Origin of the sequence: Blautia faecis, assembly GCF_020554845.1 — a bacterium.
GTDB classification, from domain to species: Bacteria; Bacillota; Clostridia; order Lachnospirales; family Lachnospiraceae; genus Blautia_A; species Blautia_A faecis.
Map to the genome: position 1 here is coordinate 45,521 of NZ_JAJCIA010000024.1, position 15,893 is coordinate 61,413.

A 15,893-nucleotide genomic window follows, 5' to 3' on the forward strand; every position below is an offset into this window, starting at 1 on the left:
CCTTAGATTTTCAAACTTATTTCACCGCACCGGTGATACCTTCTGCAAACTGCTTCTGCAGAACGAAGAATACAACCATGGTCGGAATGGAACAGAATAATACGCCGCACATCAGCATACCGTAATCGGTTACATAGCCTGTGATCAGGTTGGCGATCAGCATTGGCATTGTGATGGCTTTGTTATCTGTCATAATTACCTTCGGCCACAGGTATGCATTCCAGGCATTCATAAAGGTAATAACAGCGGCTGCCGCGTAGGTGGATTTCATGGTTGGAATAAACATCTGGAAAAAGATTCTCACTTCGCTTAAGCCGTCAATTCGTGCTGCTTCGATAATATCTACTGGAAAAGCTCTTGCATTCTGTCGGAACATCATGATCATAAATGGTGTGGAAATGATCGGAAGGATAAATCCGATGGATGTATTCAGAAGCTTCGCTTTTGAGAACATCTTAAACAACGGAACCATAGTAGCAACCTGAGGAACCATCATGGCAAGAAGGAGAATGGAAAACAATTTGTCTTTTCCTTTGTCATGATATACTTCGAATCCGTATCCGGCGATGGAACAGATCAGAAGGCAGATCACTGTAGTCAGGATTGCATAGAAGAAGGAGTTTCCAAGTGCTCTCCAAAGTGGCTGCTGGGATGTCAGGTTCTTAAAGTTCTCCATGAAATAGCTTCCCGGAATAATACGTCCGCGTGATACATCCGTGGAAGTATTCGTAGCTGCTGAAATCATCCAGTATAGCGGGAAAACGGAGAAAAATGATACAATGATCAGAAAAATGTATGTAGGAATCAATCTTCTCTGGATTGCGGATTTGTTTTTCTTAGTCACGAGTATCACCTACTTTCAAGTTGATAAATGCCAGAACCGCTACCATAACAAAGATGATAAAGGACATTGCTGCTGCATATCCGAAGTTCGGCACGTTGACAAAACAGGTATTATAAACATAATGTGACATTGTGATGGTTGAGTTTGCAGGGCCACCCTTTGTCAGGTTCATGGACTCATCAAACAGCTGTAAGGTACCGTTGATGGACATGATGAAGGTCATGATAATAGTGGGCTTCAGAAGCGGTACTGTAATCTTCCAGAAGGTTTTCCATCCGTTTGCACCATCGATCTTCGCTGCCTCATAAACAGAATATTCGATATTCTGAAGTCCTGCCAGATAGAATACCATGTTGTATCCGGTCCATCTCCAGATCAAGGCGATGATAATAACAATCTTCGCACTGGTGGAGTTTCCAAGGAAATTATATCCTGTGGAGAGAATTCCCATTTTCATCAGAACACTGTTGATCAGACCGTCTGTTGCAAACATGGAACGGAAGATCAGTGAATAGGAAACCAGGGAAGTTGCACATGGAAGAAATACACATGTACGGAAAAAACCTTTGAACTTCAGGTCTTTGTTGTTCAGAAGCTGTGCAAGCAGAATCGCAAGAATCAGCATGATCGGAACCTGAATGATCAGATACAGGAATGTGTTGCCAATGGACTGCTGGAACACTTTATCTGCAAGGATACGTTTGTAGTTACTGAAGATTGGATCTGCAAAACGCATATTTGCGCCGGCACCTGTCTGCAGGGAAATGATAAATGCCCGGATCATTGGATAAAAGCTCATGATGGCGATCATGATAGAAGCTGGTGCCAGGAATATCCATCCGGCAGCTTTCTGCTTCGCAGCCAGTGTCATACCTTTTTTCTTGGAATTCACAGGAACTCCTCCTTTCAAGCCTATATATACTGCAACTTTTCCATCTAACAGCTGTACCAGTGAGCAAAATGTTTTTATGTGACTTCCTTTTGCTCAGCCGTACAACTGTTAGATAGGCGCCTGTATGGAGTAACAGGCATTTTCTTTGAACAGAAAACGGAGGACTACTTAGCAGTCCCCCGCCTCCTAATAATTAATTCCTATTTAATTTCAATTACTTGTCCCGGACAGGATTACTCAGTCATCTTGAATGCCAGTGTATCCTGTGCTTCCTGAAGAGCGTCTTCCTTAGCTGTTCCGTTTACGATATTAACAACAGCTGTGTTTACGCACTCTCTTGCCTCATAGTGATATGGAGTCTTTGTGAACTCCGGAATATGAGAAGAGTACTCTACGATTGTTGAGAAAATCGGCTGTCCGCCAAAGAACTCGTTTGGCTCGTTGTAAACATCAGACTCACCAGCTGGCAGATAGCAGGAGATAGCACCTGTCTCAGGAAGGATTGCATCATAGAAGTCTGTGCTGGAGCCAAATGTGCTTGCAAGGAAGTCCTCAGCAAGCTCTACGTTCTTGCAGTTAGAGGTAATATACCAGGAAGATCCACCGTTGTTTGCATAATTTGTAGCTGTGTCAACACCGTCAACCTTAGGCATTGTGGTGATTCCCCATAAGCCTTTCTGATCCTCAGTGGACATCAGAGTAGCTGTGATCCAGTTACCATTTACAACACCAGCAGCCTCACCGCTTGTGATGGTTGCAATGTACTCATCCCAGTTGTTTACAAGCTTCACAACGTCGTTCTGAACCAGCTCTGTGTAAAGATCGATACATTTCTCAGCGGTCTCATTGCCAACAATGTAAGCTTCGCCGTCTTCGTTAACGAAGTTCGCACCACAGGACTGGATCATCATCATAAGGGTATCTCCGCCTGTTGCTTCGCTTGTAAGAAGGTATTTGCCGGTCTTCTCGTGAATATCTTTACCGATTTCTTCGAATTTGGACCATGTGATGTCTGTAAGGTCATCCAGTGTATATCCTGCTTCTTCAAGGATATCGGTACGGTAGCAGGCGATAACAGCACCGTTATCAAACGGAACACCGTAATGTGTATCATCTACCATAGAATAGGACTGTTTCAGAGCTCCGAAATCATCCCAGTTAATATTCATATCTTTCAAATCTGTGAAAGCATCCGGATAAGCTTTCAGGAATTTCTGATAGCTGTTATCCTGCATGAGAACGATATCCGGAAGTGTGCTGTAGTCACCAGCGTTAGCTGCTGTAGTAAGCTTGGTCTGGCAGTCATCAGAAGATGTCTCGATGATATCTACTGAAAAGCCTTCATGATCTGCTGCATACTGGTCAGCTGCGATCTGCATGGACTTGATATTGAAGTTCTGGTCCCATGCCCATACGGTTAATGTGTTGTCGTTGTCCTCTGCAGATACAACTGTTGCTCCTGCTGCCATGGAAGCTACCATTGCACCTGTAAGTAATACGGTAAGTACTTTTTTCTTCATAGAAATATCCTCCCTTAAAATTGTTTCTCTGTATTTCTTATGAATGTATTATACCATACGCATATGGGGTGATGTATGCAATACCGCCCATATAATGTGCATTTTCAACCATTATGCTCGTTTTTTTCTTTTTCATGTTTCGTTCATTTTTTCACAATTTTTCGTCATGTTCACGAAGCGTGTGGTTTTTTTTCACTAATGTACACATGTTTTATTTGATTTTCTGTACTTTTTCACAAACTTTATATGTATATTTTGTGAACTATTCACATTCTTTTATTTTACTTCTATGCAAAAAAGACTTTCTGAGGATACCTGGTTTTCAGGGTATGTAGCATTTCTTCTGTAAGATCCAGAAGTAATTTGATCTTACGTCCGTCTTCCTTAATGATCATTGTGTAATAGGGAGTATCTTCTTCATAGGAAGTATAATCGTACTTCTTTAAGTGCTCTGTTCCACCGTTCTTTTTGTACTTGGCCACTGAATCATGCCAGTGAGGGGCTACCACCTCCAGCTGCCGGAGATCCAGCTCATGGGCTGTCTTACGGTATTTGTTTCCATAAATCACATCTATGGTAAGCTGTTCATTTTCCATTATGTATTCATAATCCCGCTGGCAAAAGATCCCGTAAATAAAATAAAGACCTGCCAGGCAAAAACCAGCCAGCATAAAGGCCTGGGATATGGTAATTCCCATAACCACAAACACTACGGCAAAAAATACCATGGTCTTTTTTAATGCTCCGGAAAGCTTTTTTTTCTTTCTGGTCACCTGTTCTACTATTTTATAATCGTACATTCTACCATCCCTCCTCTGAATGAATATCAAATTTCAAGAGCTGCTGTTCGTAATTTTCCGGGCGTTTCCGCCACTCTGCCGGCGACATTCCCATCAGCTGGCGAAAGTTCCGGTTAAATGTGGAATTGGTTGTAAAACCGCATTTGTAGGCAATATCTGCGATAGACTCATCTGTCTTTTTCAGGATCTCGCAGGCAGTCTGAATCCTTACTTTGTTAATATATTCCAGAGGGCTCATGTGCATATAGGAGGTAAACACCCTGCGAAAATGAGTCTCACTGATATGACAGGCTTTTGCCAGATCACCAATTCGGATATCCTCCATATAACATTGTGAAATATAGTCGATGGCCCTGGAGATCATATTGGTGATTTTTCCTTTTTCCTCAATATTTTCTTCAGCAGAGGAACGGTTCATTCTTGCCACTTCCGCAAGCAGTGCCAATAATATCCCATTTGCTTCTTCCAGGTAAAACTCATCACTGGCACGCATGATTTCCAGTATCTTGATTATTTTGTTGGAAAGGCTTTTATATTCTGATTCTTTCAGGCAAAGTGCTTTTGAATAAATACGCTGGATCATTTTTTCTGCCCTGAGGGGCGTTCCTGCTGCCACCTGGAGAAAACCTTCCACATCGATAAACAGATATTCCCATTTGCTGATATTTCCCACATCGCTGGTGGTCGTATGGGGAAAGTTTGGTGGAATAATGGTAAATTCCCGCCCTGCAAAGCGTACAGGCTCTTCTCCTAACACCAGCTCTCCTTCGCCACTGTAGCAGAAACCGATCTCCAGATAGTTATGAAAGTGAAGGTAATCCACATCCCTTCCATAATTCTGCACCCACTTTTCACCAAGAAGTGCCAGAATGGGGATTCCATCCTGCATCTGGTAATAGCGGAATTCCATTTTCATTTTTCGTTTTTTCGCCATGTAGTCTCCTATAACAAAATTAAAAATATAGTTTTTTTTATCATACCACACTTTCCTTGTAAAAAGGGAATTTTTCTGCTATTCTCTTTTTAGATAAACGCAAAAAGGAGGATACTTATGTCCCAAACCCAGATTTTATTATATAATTTTAAAGATGAGGATCGTCTTCGCCAGATCCGTAGATATTTGAACCGACACAGAATCTCTGTCCGCATGGTACAGCAGCCAGAGTACCTGGAAAGTCTCGGATTTCTCTTCGAGATTCCTGGGTTTTCTAAGAATCCGGTATTTAACCTTGGAAAAAATTTTCAGGAAGAAATGATGGTGCTGAAGGATTTTTCCAGTGAGCAGCTGGATGAATTTCTGGCTTTCTTTAAGGAAAATGGCCTGCTGCCAGTGAACTTAAAAGCTATGCTTACACCGGTTACGGTTCACTGGGATTCTTTGAAGCTGCATGATGAGCTTATGAAAGAACATACGGAGATGTATTCACACAAATAAGCCAAATCAAGATCTGCTTTCTTGTCTGGATGAAGGCGCCGCAGCGGGCTACGGCAACCGAATTCGGGCAAAATGTACCGCAAAGTGTGCGTGCAGATTGCGGAAATAATTTTTCAGACACACTTTAGAGCGTATCTGAAAATCCAGGACGCGAAAAGGCCCTGCACTCGGCAGGGCCTTTTCTTTATTACCATCTAATCTTAAACGGTCTGATTAGTACAGTTTAGCCATCTCTTCGATGTTGTCTGGGTTGAACTCAAGCGGAGCGCCAAGAACTACTTCTGTACCACCGTCATCAGCTGCTGTGATTGTGTAGTCACCAAGGTCACCAGCTGTGAAGGTTTCATCAACAGCACCTGTGATCTCGTCGTTGATCAGAGCGATTGTTGTCAGAGCGGAAAGCTTTCCAAGACCCTGCATATCCCACAGATAGAAGTATGGGCAGGAATGCTCATCATCAGCACCTGTGTACTCAAGCATCTCAGATGGAAGTCCAAGACCTGTCAGTTTGCAAGCAGATCCGTTGTCCTGAAGGTATTTAGCAGCTGCAGCGATACCAACTGTTGTAGGTGCGCAGATAACTTTCAGATCCGGATATTTCTCAAGAAGAGCTGCTGTCTGGTCTGTGGATTTCTGTGGCTCGTCATCGCCATATGCAACTTCTACAAGCTCAAGCTTGGAATATTTGTCATCCTCTTCCATAATCTTCTTCATAGCGTCGATCCATGCGTTCTGGTTTGCAGCCTGAGAAGTAGCGGAAAGAATTGCGAACTGTCCCTCTCCACCGGAGATATCAAGGCAAGCATCAAGAAGAGCCTGTCCTACAGCAACAGTACCAGCCTGGTTGACGAAGATCTGACGGCTGTCTGGGTTTGTAGCAGAGTCGAAGCAGGAGATCTTGATTCCTTCATCCATAGCTTCCTGTAATTTAGCCTGAAGAGCGTTTACGTCGTTTGCGGAGATGCAAATTGCATCGTAGTCCTGAGAGATCAGGTTGTCAAGAACTTTGATCTGAGCATCTGCTGTAGCTGCCTCTGGGTAAACAGTATCAACGGTAGCGCCCTCTGCCTCAGCTGTCTCTACGAAAGATTTTGCAGCGATTTCGAAGAATGCGTTACCAGCGGATTTACCAACCAGTGCGATTTTCTTTCCGTCAGCGGAACCAGCCATAGCCGGAACTGCGGATCCAAGGATCATTGCTCCACAAAGAAGTGCGCTTACGATTTTTTTGTTCATGTTTTTTTCCTCCCATGGAATAATATAGTTTTTGGTAACGGTTCAGCATTCCACCATCAGTGAAACAGCCGACAGTTACAGTTTTTATTTGCAACTGCTCCGCCTTCTGCGAAGCAGTTTACAAGCTTATAAAAAATATGAGTTAGTTGTTAAGGAATTTTATTTTGCTGTTTTTGCTTTTTTCTGAATTTCTTTAATGATATTTGGAAGTGCAACTGCACCGATCAGAAGAACACCAATGATCAGCAGGATAACCTGCGGATGGATATTTCTCTGTCCAAGTCCAACACGAAGGCAGACGATGATAAATGCGGAAATCAGACCGCCTGCGATATTACCTTTACCACCTGTGGAGGAGATTCCTCCGAATACTGCCATTGCAATGGCATCCATCTCAAATCCGTTACCAGTTGTGGTATTTGCACCGAATGAGGAAGACATCAGGAACAGTGCACACAGTCCGGAGATGGTTCCCATCAGAGTGTAGATCACGAAACGGATCTTCTGTACATGGATTCCGGAGTAGTAAGCTGCAAGACGGTTGGTACCGATTGCATATACTCTGCGTCCGAAGGTACATTTTCCAAGGATAACTGCTGCAATGATTCCAAGGATCAGAACCAGGAAAAGAATGTAAGGAACACGTCCTACTTTTCCGCCAAGTGCAGCAAAACCTTCTGTGTTTGTTACGGAAATACTTCCACCACTTCCAAGAACGATCTCTGCAATACCTCTGAAAATGATCTGGGTTGCAAGTGTTACGATCATTGGAGGCAGTTCTTCAAATCTGGTAAGGACAAATGCGTTTACAGCACCGCAAAGGGATCCAACCAGAAGTGTGGCAAGGATTACCACGATGAATGGAGCTCCTGTGTTTGCCACAATACAAGCCATTGTTGCGGAGAGACACACGATAGATCCAACGGAAATATCGATCTCGCCAAGTACCAGAATGTATGCCATCGGCAGCATCAAGAAGATTTCTGCCAGATAAACAGGCATCTGGCGGAGCAGACTCTTCAGATTATAGAACTCAGAAAAGTTTGCGCAGAAAATATTTACTGCAATAAACAGGAGTACCAGAATGCCTTCCCAGCTGAAGATCATCTGTTTCACAGGGCTTTTCGGCACGTTGTTAATACTTCTTCCAGATTTTCCAGCCATGATTACATCTCCCTTCCCTTTAATGCATTTTTGTCAGCTGTACGCTGTAAAACAATGTTTACAACAACTACTACAAGAATGATAACACCCTTGATGGTATTCAGCCACAGCTGATCGAAGAATGGGATCAGCGGAAGTGCTTTTGCGATGGTTGCAAGGATCAGAGATCCAAGAAGAGCACCAAGTACTGTACCACGTCCACCACTCATGCTTACACCACCGATAACGCAGGCTGCGATAACATCCATCTCACCGCCCTGCTGCATATCAGGCATTGCAGAAGCGTAAATGGAAACCTGAAGGGCTCCGCCAAGACCTGCAAGAAGGCCCATGATAGTGTAAACAAGAAGCTTAATATTCTTTACATTAATACCGGAAACTTCAGCTGCGCTCGGGTTACTTCCTACTGCATAGATTCTTCTTCCGATGGTAGTCCATTTCATGAATACGAAGAAGATCACATAGCAAAGGATGATCACCCAGATTACAAGGCTCATTCCCAGGAATTTTGTTGTTGCAAAATTTTTAAATTCACCAAGGGCTGCTGCACTTGCCCACTCACCATTGTGGGAAACCAGATATCCCATTGCACGGTAGATGTACATGAAGCCCATTGTGGCAATGATCGGAGGAACATCCGCTCTGGAGATCACAAGACCTACCAGGAAACCACATGCGATTCCGATTGCCAGTGCGATCACAAATGCCAGGAAAGTACTGGAAATGTGTTCATATTTCAGAAGCATACCAATTGACATACCAGTCAATGCCAGAGTAGACATGATGGAAATATCAATTCCACCTACCAGCATAACACACAGCATACCAAGTGACATTACCATTGTTACAGCATTGTTTTTCAACATATCCGTCAGAGACTTGAATGTAAGGAATGACGGGCTGATGATTGTGATTACTACGAAAAGCAGAACCAGGATCACTGCAAGCAGTGCTTCACGGGAACCTGTCAGCTTTTTCATGAAAGATTTCTTTTCCATTATTTAGCTGCCCCCTTTCCGGTTGTACCTTTCTCCATAGCCAGCTCAAGGATCATCTCCTGAGTTGCTTCGCCTCTTCCCAGCTCACCAGTCTTACGTCCGTTACACATTACAACGATTCGGTCAGACATTCCCAGGATTTCAGGCATTTCAGAGGAAATCAGGATAATTGCGTAACCCTTCTTTGCAAGATCACCCATGATCGCATAAATCTCAGCCTTGGCACCAACGTCAACACCTTTTGTAGGCTCATCCATGATGACCACCTTCATCTCCTGGCTAAGAGCCTTGGCAACTACAACCTTCTGCTGGTTACCACCGGACAGAGAGCTTGCAGGCTGGAAAATATCAACAGCCTTTGTATCAACCTCTTCCAGAAGTCTCTTGGAAAGATCTCTTTCTGTCTTCTCGTCATTGAAGCCGTTCTTCGCATATTTGCTGATAGTCGGAAGTGTTACGTTTCTTCCAAGTCCCCAGCTCATGATCAGACCTTCCTTCTGACGATCCTCCGGAAGAAGGATAATTCCTTCTTTCATTGCGTCAGATGGCTGTTTGATATGTACTTCTTTTCCCTCCAGATAAACCTTACCTTCATCTGGATTTGTGATTCCACAGACGCTCTCTACAACTTCTGTACGTCCTGCACCAACCAGACCTGTAAGACCTACGATCTCGCCAGCGCGTACATTGAAGGAAACATCTTTGAAATATCCGGTACGGGATAAGTGCTCGATACGAAGCATCTCATCACCAATCTTAACCTCCGGTTTCGGGAACAGATCCTTGATCTCACGGCCAACCATGGCTTTAATCAGGTCTGCATTGGTGATTCCGTCTACATCATAGGTACCAATATACTGAGAGTCACGGAAAACAGTAACTCTGCTTGCCAGGCGGTACATATCCTCAAAACGATGGGAAATGAAGATAATGGAAACGCCTTTTTCTTTCAACTGATCTACGATTCTGTAAAGCTCCTCGGATTCTCTCTTTGTAAGAGAAGCGGTAGGCTCATCCAGGATAACAATCTTTGCATTTGTGGACAATGCCTTTGCGATCTCAACCATCTGCTGCTGGGCCACACTTAAGGTTCCCATTTCTGCTGTGGAATCGAAATCTGCATTCAGCTGCTTCAGAAGCTTATTTGCCTCCTCATTCATAGCTTTCCACTGGATTATGTGATTCTTCTTGATCTCATGTCCCATAAAAATATTTTCAGCTACTGTTAAATGTGGATAGGATGTGGGGTGCTGATAAACAGCTGCAATTCCTGCTTCCTGTGCATCCTTCGGACCTTTGAAATCCACTTTTTCTCCAAACAGGTACATTTCGCCTTCTTCTGCTTTATGTACACCGGTAATTACTTTAATGAAGGTAGATTTACCTGCACCGTTTTCGCCCATCAGTGCGTGAACTTCGCCAGGCTTTAACTGGAACTGTACATTGTTCAGTGCTTTAACGCCGGGGAAAATTTTCGTAATGCCTTTTAATTCAAGAACATATTCAGACACGGCTTTTTCTCCTCCCTTTCTTGATCTGTTATTATTCTACCACCTGTGCACTTTGTTTGAAAATGGGAAAATATTTTGAAACAGGGTAAAATATTTTCCACTTAATGGGTAAAATTTTCCACTGATCTTAAAAATATTCCACAAAGCAAGGTACTTTTAGTCTCGTATTTTGGATATAATTGTGGTATGATAGGTGTGGCATTTTTTATTAATACGTTTTTATAACCTTACAGATAACTGTTCATTTCTTTCGCAGTTACTGTCATTTCACTAATCAGGAGCTCCGGTGATTTCCGGAGGGATATAACGGAGATTCATTATGAAATTACTGATCGTAGACGATGAAGAGCTCACCCGTACCGGTGTGATTTCTTCCATTGACTGGCAATCCATCGGAATCCAGGAAGTGCTTCAGGCAGATGATGGAATAAACGGAATTGAAATGGCCAGGGTACACAGACCGGACATTGTACTATGCGATGTGCGTATGCCCCGTCTGGATGGAATCGCAATGCTGGAACAGCTGGAAGAAATTCTTCCTGATATTGTTCCTGTTTTTATGAGCGGATATTCGGATAAGGAATATCTAAAGGCTGCCATCAAGCTAAAAGCCGTCAATTATATAGAGAAACCTCTGAACCCAGTGGAAATCCGGGATGCCATTATGGAAGCCCGTGATCTTTGCCTGGAGAAAAAACGCACCCGGCAAAATGCGTCCATCCATTCCATGGAAAGCGCTTCCCGCCTGGCACTTCTTCTCACCCAGCCTTTCGCACATGCGAAGGAAAGTATTGATCAGCTCATAGCGGAGCTGTCTCTGTCTATCAGCAATACCACTCCTTTTACTGCAATTGTGCTTAAAACCGATACAGAGGAGGAGCTTCCTCTTTCAGAGGCAAACGCCATGTTTCTGTCAGTCCGGGAATTTTTAAAAACCTTCCATATAGATTGTATTTTTGCAGAAAAGCGTGTGCAGTATATGGTTTACTTTTTGTTTGGTTCCACTCCCGGAGCTGCCGTTCGAAAAAGTATTGAAGAATTTTTCTGTAATCTGTATTCCCGCTGCACCAGATTCTGCATCGCAGCCGGAGACACTGTTACAGGTATTTCCAGAGCTTATCAGTCCTATACTTCTGCTGTTATTTCCCTGCAGAGCAGCTTCTTTTTCCCCACAGGTACCTTTCTGTCTCCTTTTTATCAGGCACCTGTTTCCGAAACAGCCGCAGAGCTTTCTGCCAGTCCGGAGAATGAATTTCTCACTCTTCTCACTGAAAAAAATAAGGAAAAAGCAAAAGCTTTCCTTGATAATCTGTTCCTGTATTATAACCAGAATCAGAATGTTCTGCCTAACCAGGCCAAGGATCTCTATTACAAATTATTCCGTGCTTTGGATAATGCTGCGCGTCAGCTGAAGCTAACTTTGTCCGATACCCAGGAAAATTTAATAGACACATTGGAGAAGATTTTTTCCTATAATGAGATGCACCAGAAGCTGGTGAAAAAGACAGAATTTTTTTTCCAGACAGCAGTCAGCACAGAAGAAGAAAATTCTACTATTTTTCTAATCAAAGATTACATCGGACAGAAATATATGAACGAGACCTTATCTGTGAAGGATATCAGTGATCATGTATTTTTATCAACCTCGTATGTGTGTACCTTCTTCAAAAATGAGACCGGTCAGACTTTAAATCAGTACCTCACAGAATACAGAATGGAAAAGGCCAAGCAGCTGCTGTCTGACCCCAGGTATAAAATTACGGATATTTCCTCGCGGGTGGGGTACAGTGACGGGAATTATTTCGGTAAAAGTTTTAAGAAGTATACAGGTTTTTCTCCTTCTGAATATCGAGAGAAGATGAGTTAGTTTCATGCGCCGCACAAAAAAACTTTTATGTATCCCAAAATATCTGCATAGTTTTAAGGAGTGTGAAATAATTTGCATAAGCTTAAGCAATGGTACCAGGATCTGAACCTGCAGTCCAAGTTTACCCTGGTACTTCTTTTGATCGTGTCAATTCCTGCGATCGCCATTATCTTCTTTTTTTATGGAAGAGCCTACGACATGGTAGTTTCCTATACGATCCGCCAGGAACAGGACCGGTCTGCAGAAACGGCGCCGTTGATAGAAGAATCCATTCAGAAAGTCCTGGATGTAAGTGAAGAAATTTCTTCCCTTGATTTTTACCAGACACTTTTTAAAAATGCCATAACCGACTCCTTCACGGATCTGGCAGATTCCCCGGATGCGGCATCTTTTTCCCAAAAGGTAGATCAGCTGATCACTGGTACACCTGTTACCAATGTCAAAATTTATATGGAGGTACCAAAAGACTCTCCTTCAGACATAAATGCACTTTTAAATAAGGAAGACCTGAAAGATACTTTTCTATCTCTCGATCAGATCCGTGGAACCTACTGGTATGGTATTTTCCGCGGAAGCCGCGTTTCCCAGCTTTTTTGTCCCTCCTTCTATCTTGGTACAAAGGAGCAAAAGGCATATGGAAATCAGGCATATATCACCCATGCTTCTGTGATCTATAACAACAGAACTTATGATGCTTATATGGCGGTCTATTATTCCGGTCATGATTTTCAGCAGATTCTGTCTGAGAATCTTACTCTGGACGACAGTGTATCTTATATTATGAATGAGCGTAACAACCTGGTTTCTGCTTCCAGTGATTCTCTCGCCGGAATTTACTGGCTGGATTACGACAAGATCATGGAGTCCTACATGTCCTCCAACAGTTTCGTGGAGCAGGATATTCTAGGGAAAACCGTTTACGTTGGTTTCTACCGGATCAAACAGCCAGGCTGGTTTATGGTGACGGTACTTCCCTCCCAGCCCCTGATCAATCAGAGTAATATCCTGGTTTTGCAGTTTTTATCCATTTATATTGCGGTACTGGTGCTTGCCTTTTTGCTTGCAAGTACCTTGTCCAAATCCATTACAGGGCGAATTTCCTCCGTTATCAGTCAGATGAGAACAGTCCGTCACGGTCCTCCGGTCCCTATGGACAGCCCAAGTGCGCACGATGAAATTGGTGACCTTATTGATACATACAACTATATGACACGCAAAATGAACCAGCTTATGGAAAAACAGGCCCAGGCTGCTGAGGATCTGCGAATTGCCGAGTTTAATTCCCTGCAGGCTCAGATCAATCCCCATTTTCTTTATAATACCATGGATATGATCAACTGGATGGCCCAGCAGGGACGTACCTCTGAGGTCTGTAACGCAGTGCAAAGTCTTTCCAGATTCTACAAGCTGACACTTAGTCGCAAAAAGGGAATCAGTACTATCGCCAAGGAAGAAGAACATGTTTCCATCTATGTTCACCTGCAGAATATGCGCTATCATGACAGCATTTTCTTCATTTCCGATATTCCGGATGAACTGATGGAATACCAGATTCCAAAGCTGACCCTGCAGCCTGTTATAGAAAATTCCATACTTCACGGCATTCTGGAAAAAACTTCCAAGTCTGGAACTATTGTACTTACCGGATGGATGGAGGATGGGGATATTGTACTTCTGATTTCTGATGACGGAGTTGGAATCGCGCCGGATAAACTGCCCGTGATTCTTTCCGGGGAAGGAACCAGTATTTCAGGTGGAACTAATATTGCGATCTATAATACTCACAGACGGCTTCAAGTGCTTTATGGCGCAGATTATGGATTGACTTATTCCAGCGATGTAGGAAAAGGAACTGAAGTGCAAATCCGAATTCCGGCAAAGAAGGATGTAGAAAACAAATAGCAGTTTAATCTTATCATCTACAGCAAAAGAGAGAGTCTGACGACTCTCTCTTTTACTGAATATGAATATGTGTACAAACCATATAGATGGTCTTATTCTTGCTATTATTTGCACAGCTTTGAAAATTATCTTGTTACAATATCAACCGGTACATTGAAGATCTTTGCAACCTTCAGGATGGTATCAATATGTCTGCCTGTTGCAGCTGCCATATGATGTGTCGGGCCAGCTTCACTCCAGCGGTTTACAAACTCTCTTGCACCACATGTAAAACGAGTTCTCATGTTCGTATCGCCAAAGGAAAGGATTGGTCCTTCCTCATTGATTCCCTCAGCAACAACGAATTTGAATCGTCCGTCTCCATCCTGTGTGATTGCAAGATAGGTAACCGGACCTGTGTATGGATAGAACTGTGTCAGATATCCGCCGCCTGTTTTGCCATGGAACACTGGTACGATCTTCATGGTAGGTTTCTTATCAGAAATATCGGCATCACCACTTCCAGAATGACCGATAATGCAGATGTCATCATTGAAGTCAATGGAATACATCTCGGAAAGCTGGCCTGTGCCGGAAATTGTCTTCAGAATACTCATTGCCATGGCAACCTTCATATCACCCTCAACAGCACATGCAGTACCCTGTTTGATCAGCATAGAGAATGCCGGAATCAGCATACTGTCAAGGACACCAGCCTTGCCCTGTGCAAATCCGTCATAATGGGAAGCGATCATTCCAAGATGCTCGTCCTTTACCCATTTCTCAAATGCTACAACATATTTTGCCATATCCCATACTTTCTCAATTGTTCCGCCGCCCTCAATATCAAAGGTGTCCAGAATATCCTGAGCTTTTGCACGAATTGCATCCTCATCTGTGATATCATCCGCAATTGCCCACATTTTTTCCCAGTCAAACTGTTTGGTATAAAGGAACATTCTGTTATACAGGTTAGTCTCATCAATGTAAAGGTCCATCATACCTGGGTAAGGTCTTCCAATCTGGGCAATATTTGTGTCACGGAATCTTCTTCTTACCTGAGCTGCTTTACACCAGTCTTCAATCTCAGCCTGAACATCTGGATCTCCGCCTTCTACAACACCAGTGATAACAGCATGTCTCTTTCCAGCTCTCTCAAGGTCAGCAACAGCTTCTCCAACAGCACCGCAGGCATATCCTTCGCCGAGCCATGTAGCAATGTCTGTGTGATCGTAATCCAGAGCTTTCAGCTTCTGAACATTTACCAGAACAACCGGAACATTCAGGTCACGGATTGCAGGAAGCATGTTGTAGGATGTAGCGTAGGTTAACATCTGAAGGAAAACGAGATCAACGTCTGCTGCACGGAATTTATCCCCAGCAGCCATAGACTGTTCTTTTGTTGTTACCATTCCTCCATCGATGATTTCTACGGTATCCGGAATTGTTTTCTTAAATGCCTCGTACTGAGCCTCAAACTCTGGTACCAGTGAAGGGAACTGAGGCAGATATGCGCCTAAAGCAATAGAAAATACGCCAACCTTTGCTTTTGTGTTTACTAACATAGTAGTACCTCCTGTTTAATTTGATATATTATGCATCTGTGATTCAGGCTGCAGACATAACGCTTATTGCTCACAGGTTCAGAAACAATCTGTCTGCCCATATGCTACAGCTTCATAACCACAAATGGTTACTGTTCACTCCGTTCACAGTAACGCGCTTCGCGATGCACAGAAATCATG

Annotated in this window: 14 protein-coding genes; 3 read left to right on the plus strand and 11 right to left on the minus strand. The window is 43.3% G+C overall.

All coding sequences use genetic code 11. The features are described 5' to 3' along the window. Positions 1 to 16: 16 nt before the first annotated feature. From LIZ66_RS12370 to LIZ66_RS12390, 5 genes are all read right to left on the minus strand, one after another. Positions 17 to 844 (minus strand): carbohydrate ABC transporter permease, encoded by an 828-nt coding sequence (locus tag LIZ66_RS12370; protein ID WP_178733537.1) that lies wholly within the window; start codon positions 842 to 844, stop codon positions 17 to 19. Further along, positions 837 to 1,736 (minus strand): carbohydrate ABC transporter permease, encoded by a 900-nt coding sequence (locus tag LIZ66_RS12375; RefSeq protein WP_226854735.1) that lies wholly within the window; start codon positions 1,734 to 1,736, stop codon positions 837 to 839. The genes LIZ66_RS12370 and LIZ66_RS12375 overlap by 8 nt, the downstream gene beginning before the upstream one ends. A gap of 233 nt (positions 1,737 to 1,969) precedes the next feature. Further along, entirely contained in the window at positions 1,970 to 3,256 is a 1,287-nt protein-coding gene (locus tag LIZ66_RS12380) for an ABC transporter substrate-binding protein (RefSeq protein ID WP_226854733.1), read from the minus strand. A gap of 287 nt (positions 3,257 to 3,543) precedes the next feature. Continuing rightward, positions 3,544 to 4,056, minus strand: a complete 513-nt coding sequence (locus LIZ66_RS12385) for a hypothetical protein (RefSeq protein ID WP_178733530.1) — start codon at positions 4,054 to 4,056, stop codon at positions 3,544 to 3,546. Position 4,057: 1 nt separating this feature from the next. Continuing rightward, complete coding sequence (locus tag LIZ66_RS12390) at positions 4,058 to 4,990, minus strand: AraC family transcriptional regulator (protein ID WP_118577738.1); 933 nt, start codon at positions 4,988 to 4,990, stop codon at positions 4,058 to 4,060. A gap of 117 nt (positions 4,991 to 5,107) precedes the next feature. Here LIZ66_RS12390 and LIZ66_RS12395 point away from each other — a divergent pair, with 117 nt between their 5' ends. Beyond that, positions 5,108 to 5,491 (plus strand): DUF3783 domain-containing protein, encoded by a 384-nt coding sequence (locus tag LIZ66_RS12395; RefSeq protein WP_178733526.1) that lies wholly within the window; start codon positions 5,108 to 5,110, stop codon positions 5,489 to 5,491. Here LIZ66_RS12395 and LIZ66_RS20060 read toward each other — a convergent pair. From LIZ66_RS20060 to LIZ66_RS12415, 5 genes are all read right to left on the minus strand, one after another. After that, entirely contained in the window at positions 5,454 to 5,612 is a 159-nt protein-coding gene (locus tag LIZ66_RS20060; RefSeq protein WP_368356779.1) for a DUF6783 domain-containing protein, read from the minus strand. The genes LIZ66_RS12395 and LIZ66_RS20060 overlap by 38 nt on opposite strands. Before the next feature lie 92 nt (positions 5,613 to 5,704). Further along, on the minus strand, positions 5,705 to 6,727 hold the full coding sequence (locus LIZ66_RS12400; protein ID WP_118577740.1) for a substrate-binding domain-containing protein: 1,023 nt from the start codon (positions 6,725 to 6,727) through the stop codon (positions 5,705 to 5,707). 159 nt (positions 6,728 to 6,886) lie between these two features. Then, positions 6,887 to 7,891: an ABC transporter permease gene (locus tag LIZ66_RS12405; RefSeq protein ID WP_118577741.1), complete on the minus strand. Its 1,005-nt coding sequence runs from the start codon at positions 7,889 to 7,891 to the stop codon at positions 6,887 to 6,889. Between the two features lie 2 nt (positions 7,892 to 7,893). After that, positions 7,894 to 8,889: an ABC transporter permease gene (locus LIZ66_RS12410; protein ID WP_118577742.1), complete on the minus strand. Its 996-nt coding sequence runs from the start codon at positions 8,887 to 8,889 to the stop codon at positions 7,894 to 7,896. Further along, positions 8,889 to 10,400, minus strand: a complete 1,512-nt coding sequence (locus LIZ66_RS12415; RefSeq protein ID WP_227200983.1) for a sugar ABC transporter ATP-binding protein — start codon at positions 10,398 to 10,400, stop codon at positions 8,889 to 8,891. The genes LIZ66_RS12410 and LIZ66_RS12415 overlap by 1 nt, the downstream gene beginning before the upstream one ends. A 319-nt stretch (positions 10,401 to 10,719) precedes the next feature. Between LIZ66_RS12415 and LIZ66_RS12420 the strand changes: the two genes are divergently transcribed. Further along, a complete protein-coding gene (locus tag LIZ66_RS12420; RefSeq protein WP_227200982.1) occupies positions 10,720 to 12,267 on the plus strand; it encodes a response regulator transcription factor in 1,548 nt (515 codons plus the stop codon). 72 nt (positions 12,268 to 12,339) lie between these two features. After that, positions 12,340 to 14,169, plus strand: a complete 1,830-nt coding sequence (locus LIZ66_RS12425) for a sensor histidine kinase (protein WP_195379219.1) — start codon at positions 12,340 to 12,342, stop codon at positions 14,167 to 14,169. A 125-nt stretch (positions 14,170 to 14,294) separates the two neighbouring features. Here LIZ66_RS12425 and LIZ66_RS12430 read toward each other — a convergent pair whose 3' ends face one another. Beyond that, positions 14,295 to 15,713 (minus strand): arabinose isomerase, encoded by a 1,419-nt coding sequence (locus tag LIZ66_RS12430; RefSeq protein ID WP_173717089.1) that lies wholly within the window; start codon positions 15,711 to 15,713, stop codon positions 14,295 to 14,297. Positions 15,714 to 15,893: the final 180 nt, after the last annotated feature.

What these genes read in the sequence shown, in the direction of transcription:
- LIZ66_RS12380 (WP_226854733.1), bottom strand. Translation starts at nt 3,256, where the DNA reads ATGAAGAAAAAAGTACTTACCGTATTACTTACAGGTGCAATGGTAGCT.
- LIZ66_RS12430 (WP_173717089.1), bottom strand. Translation starts at nt 15,713, where the DNA reads ATGTTAGTAAACACAAAAGCAAAGGTTGGCGTATTTTCTATTGCTTTA.
- LIZ66_RS12420 (WP_227200982.1), top strand. Translation starts at nt 10,720, where the DNA reads ATGAAATTACTGATCGTAGACGATGAAGAGCTCACCCGTACCGGTGTG.
- LIZ66_RS12395 (WP_178733526.1), top strand. Translation starts at nt 5,108, where the DNA reads ATGTCCCAAACCCAGATTTTATTATATAATTTTAAAGATGAGGATCGT.
- LIZ66_RS12410 (WP_118577742.1), bottom strand. Translation starts at nt 8,889, where the DNA reads ATGGAAAAGAAATCTTTCATGAAAAAGCTGACAGGTTCCCGTGAAGCA.
- LIZ66_RS12405 (WP_118577741.1), bottom strand. Translation starts at nt 7,891, where the DNA reads ATGGCTGGAAAATCTGGAAGAAGTATTAACAACGTGCCGAAAAGCCCT.
- LIZ66_RS12400 (WP_118577740.1), bottom strand. Translation starts at nt 6,727, where the DNA reads ATGAACAAAAAAATCGTAAGCGCACTTCTTTGTGGAGCAATGATCCTT.
- LIZ66_RS12390 (WP_118577738.1), bottom strand. Translation starts at nt 4,990, where the DNA reads ATGGCGAAAAAACGAAAAATGAAAATGGAATTCCGCTATTACCAGATG.
- LIZ66_RS12385 (WP_178733530.1), bottom strand. Translation starts at nt 4,056, where the DNA reads ATGTACGATTATAAAATAGTAGAACAGGTGACCAGAAAGAAAAAAAAG.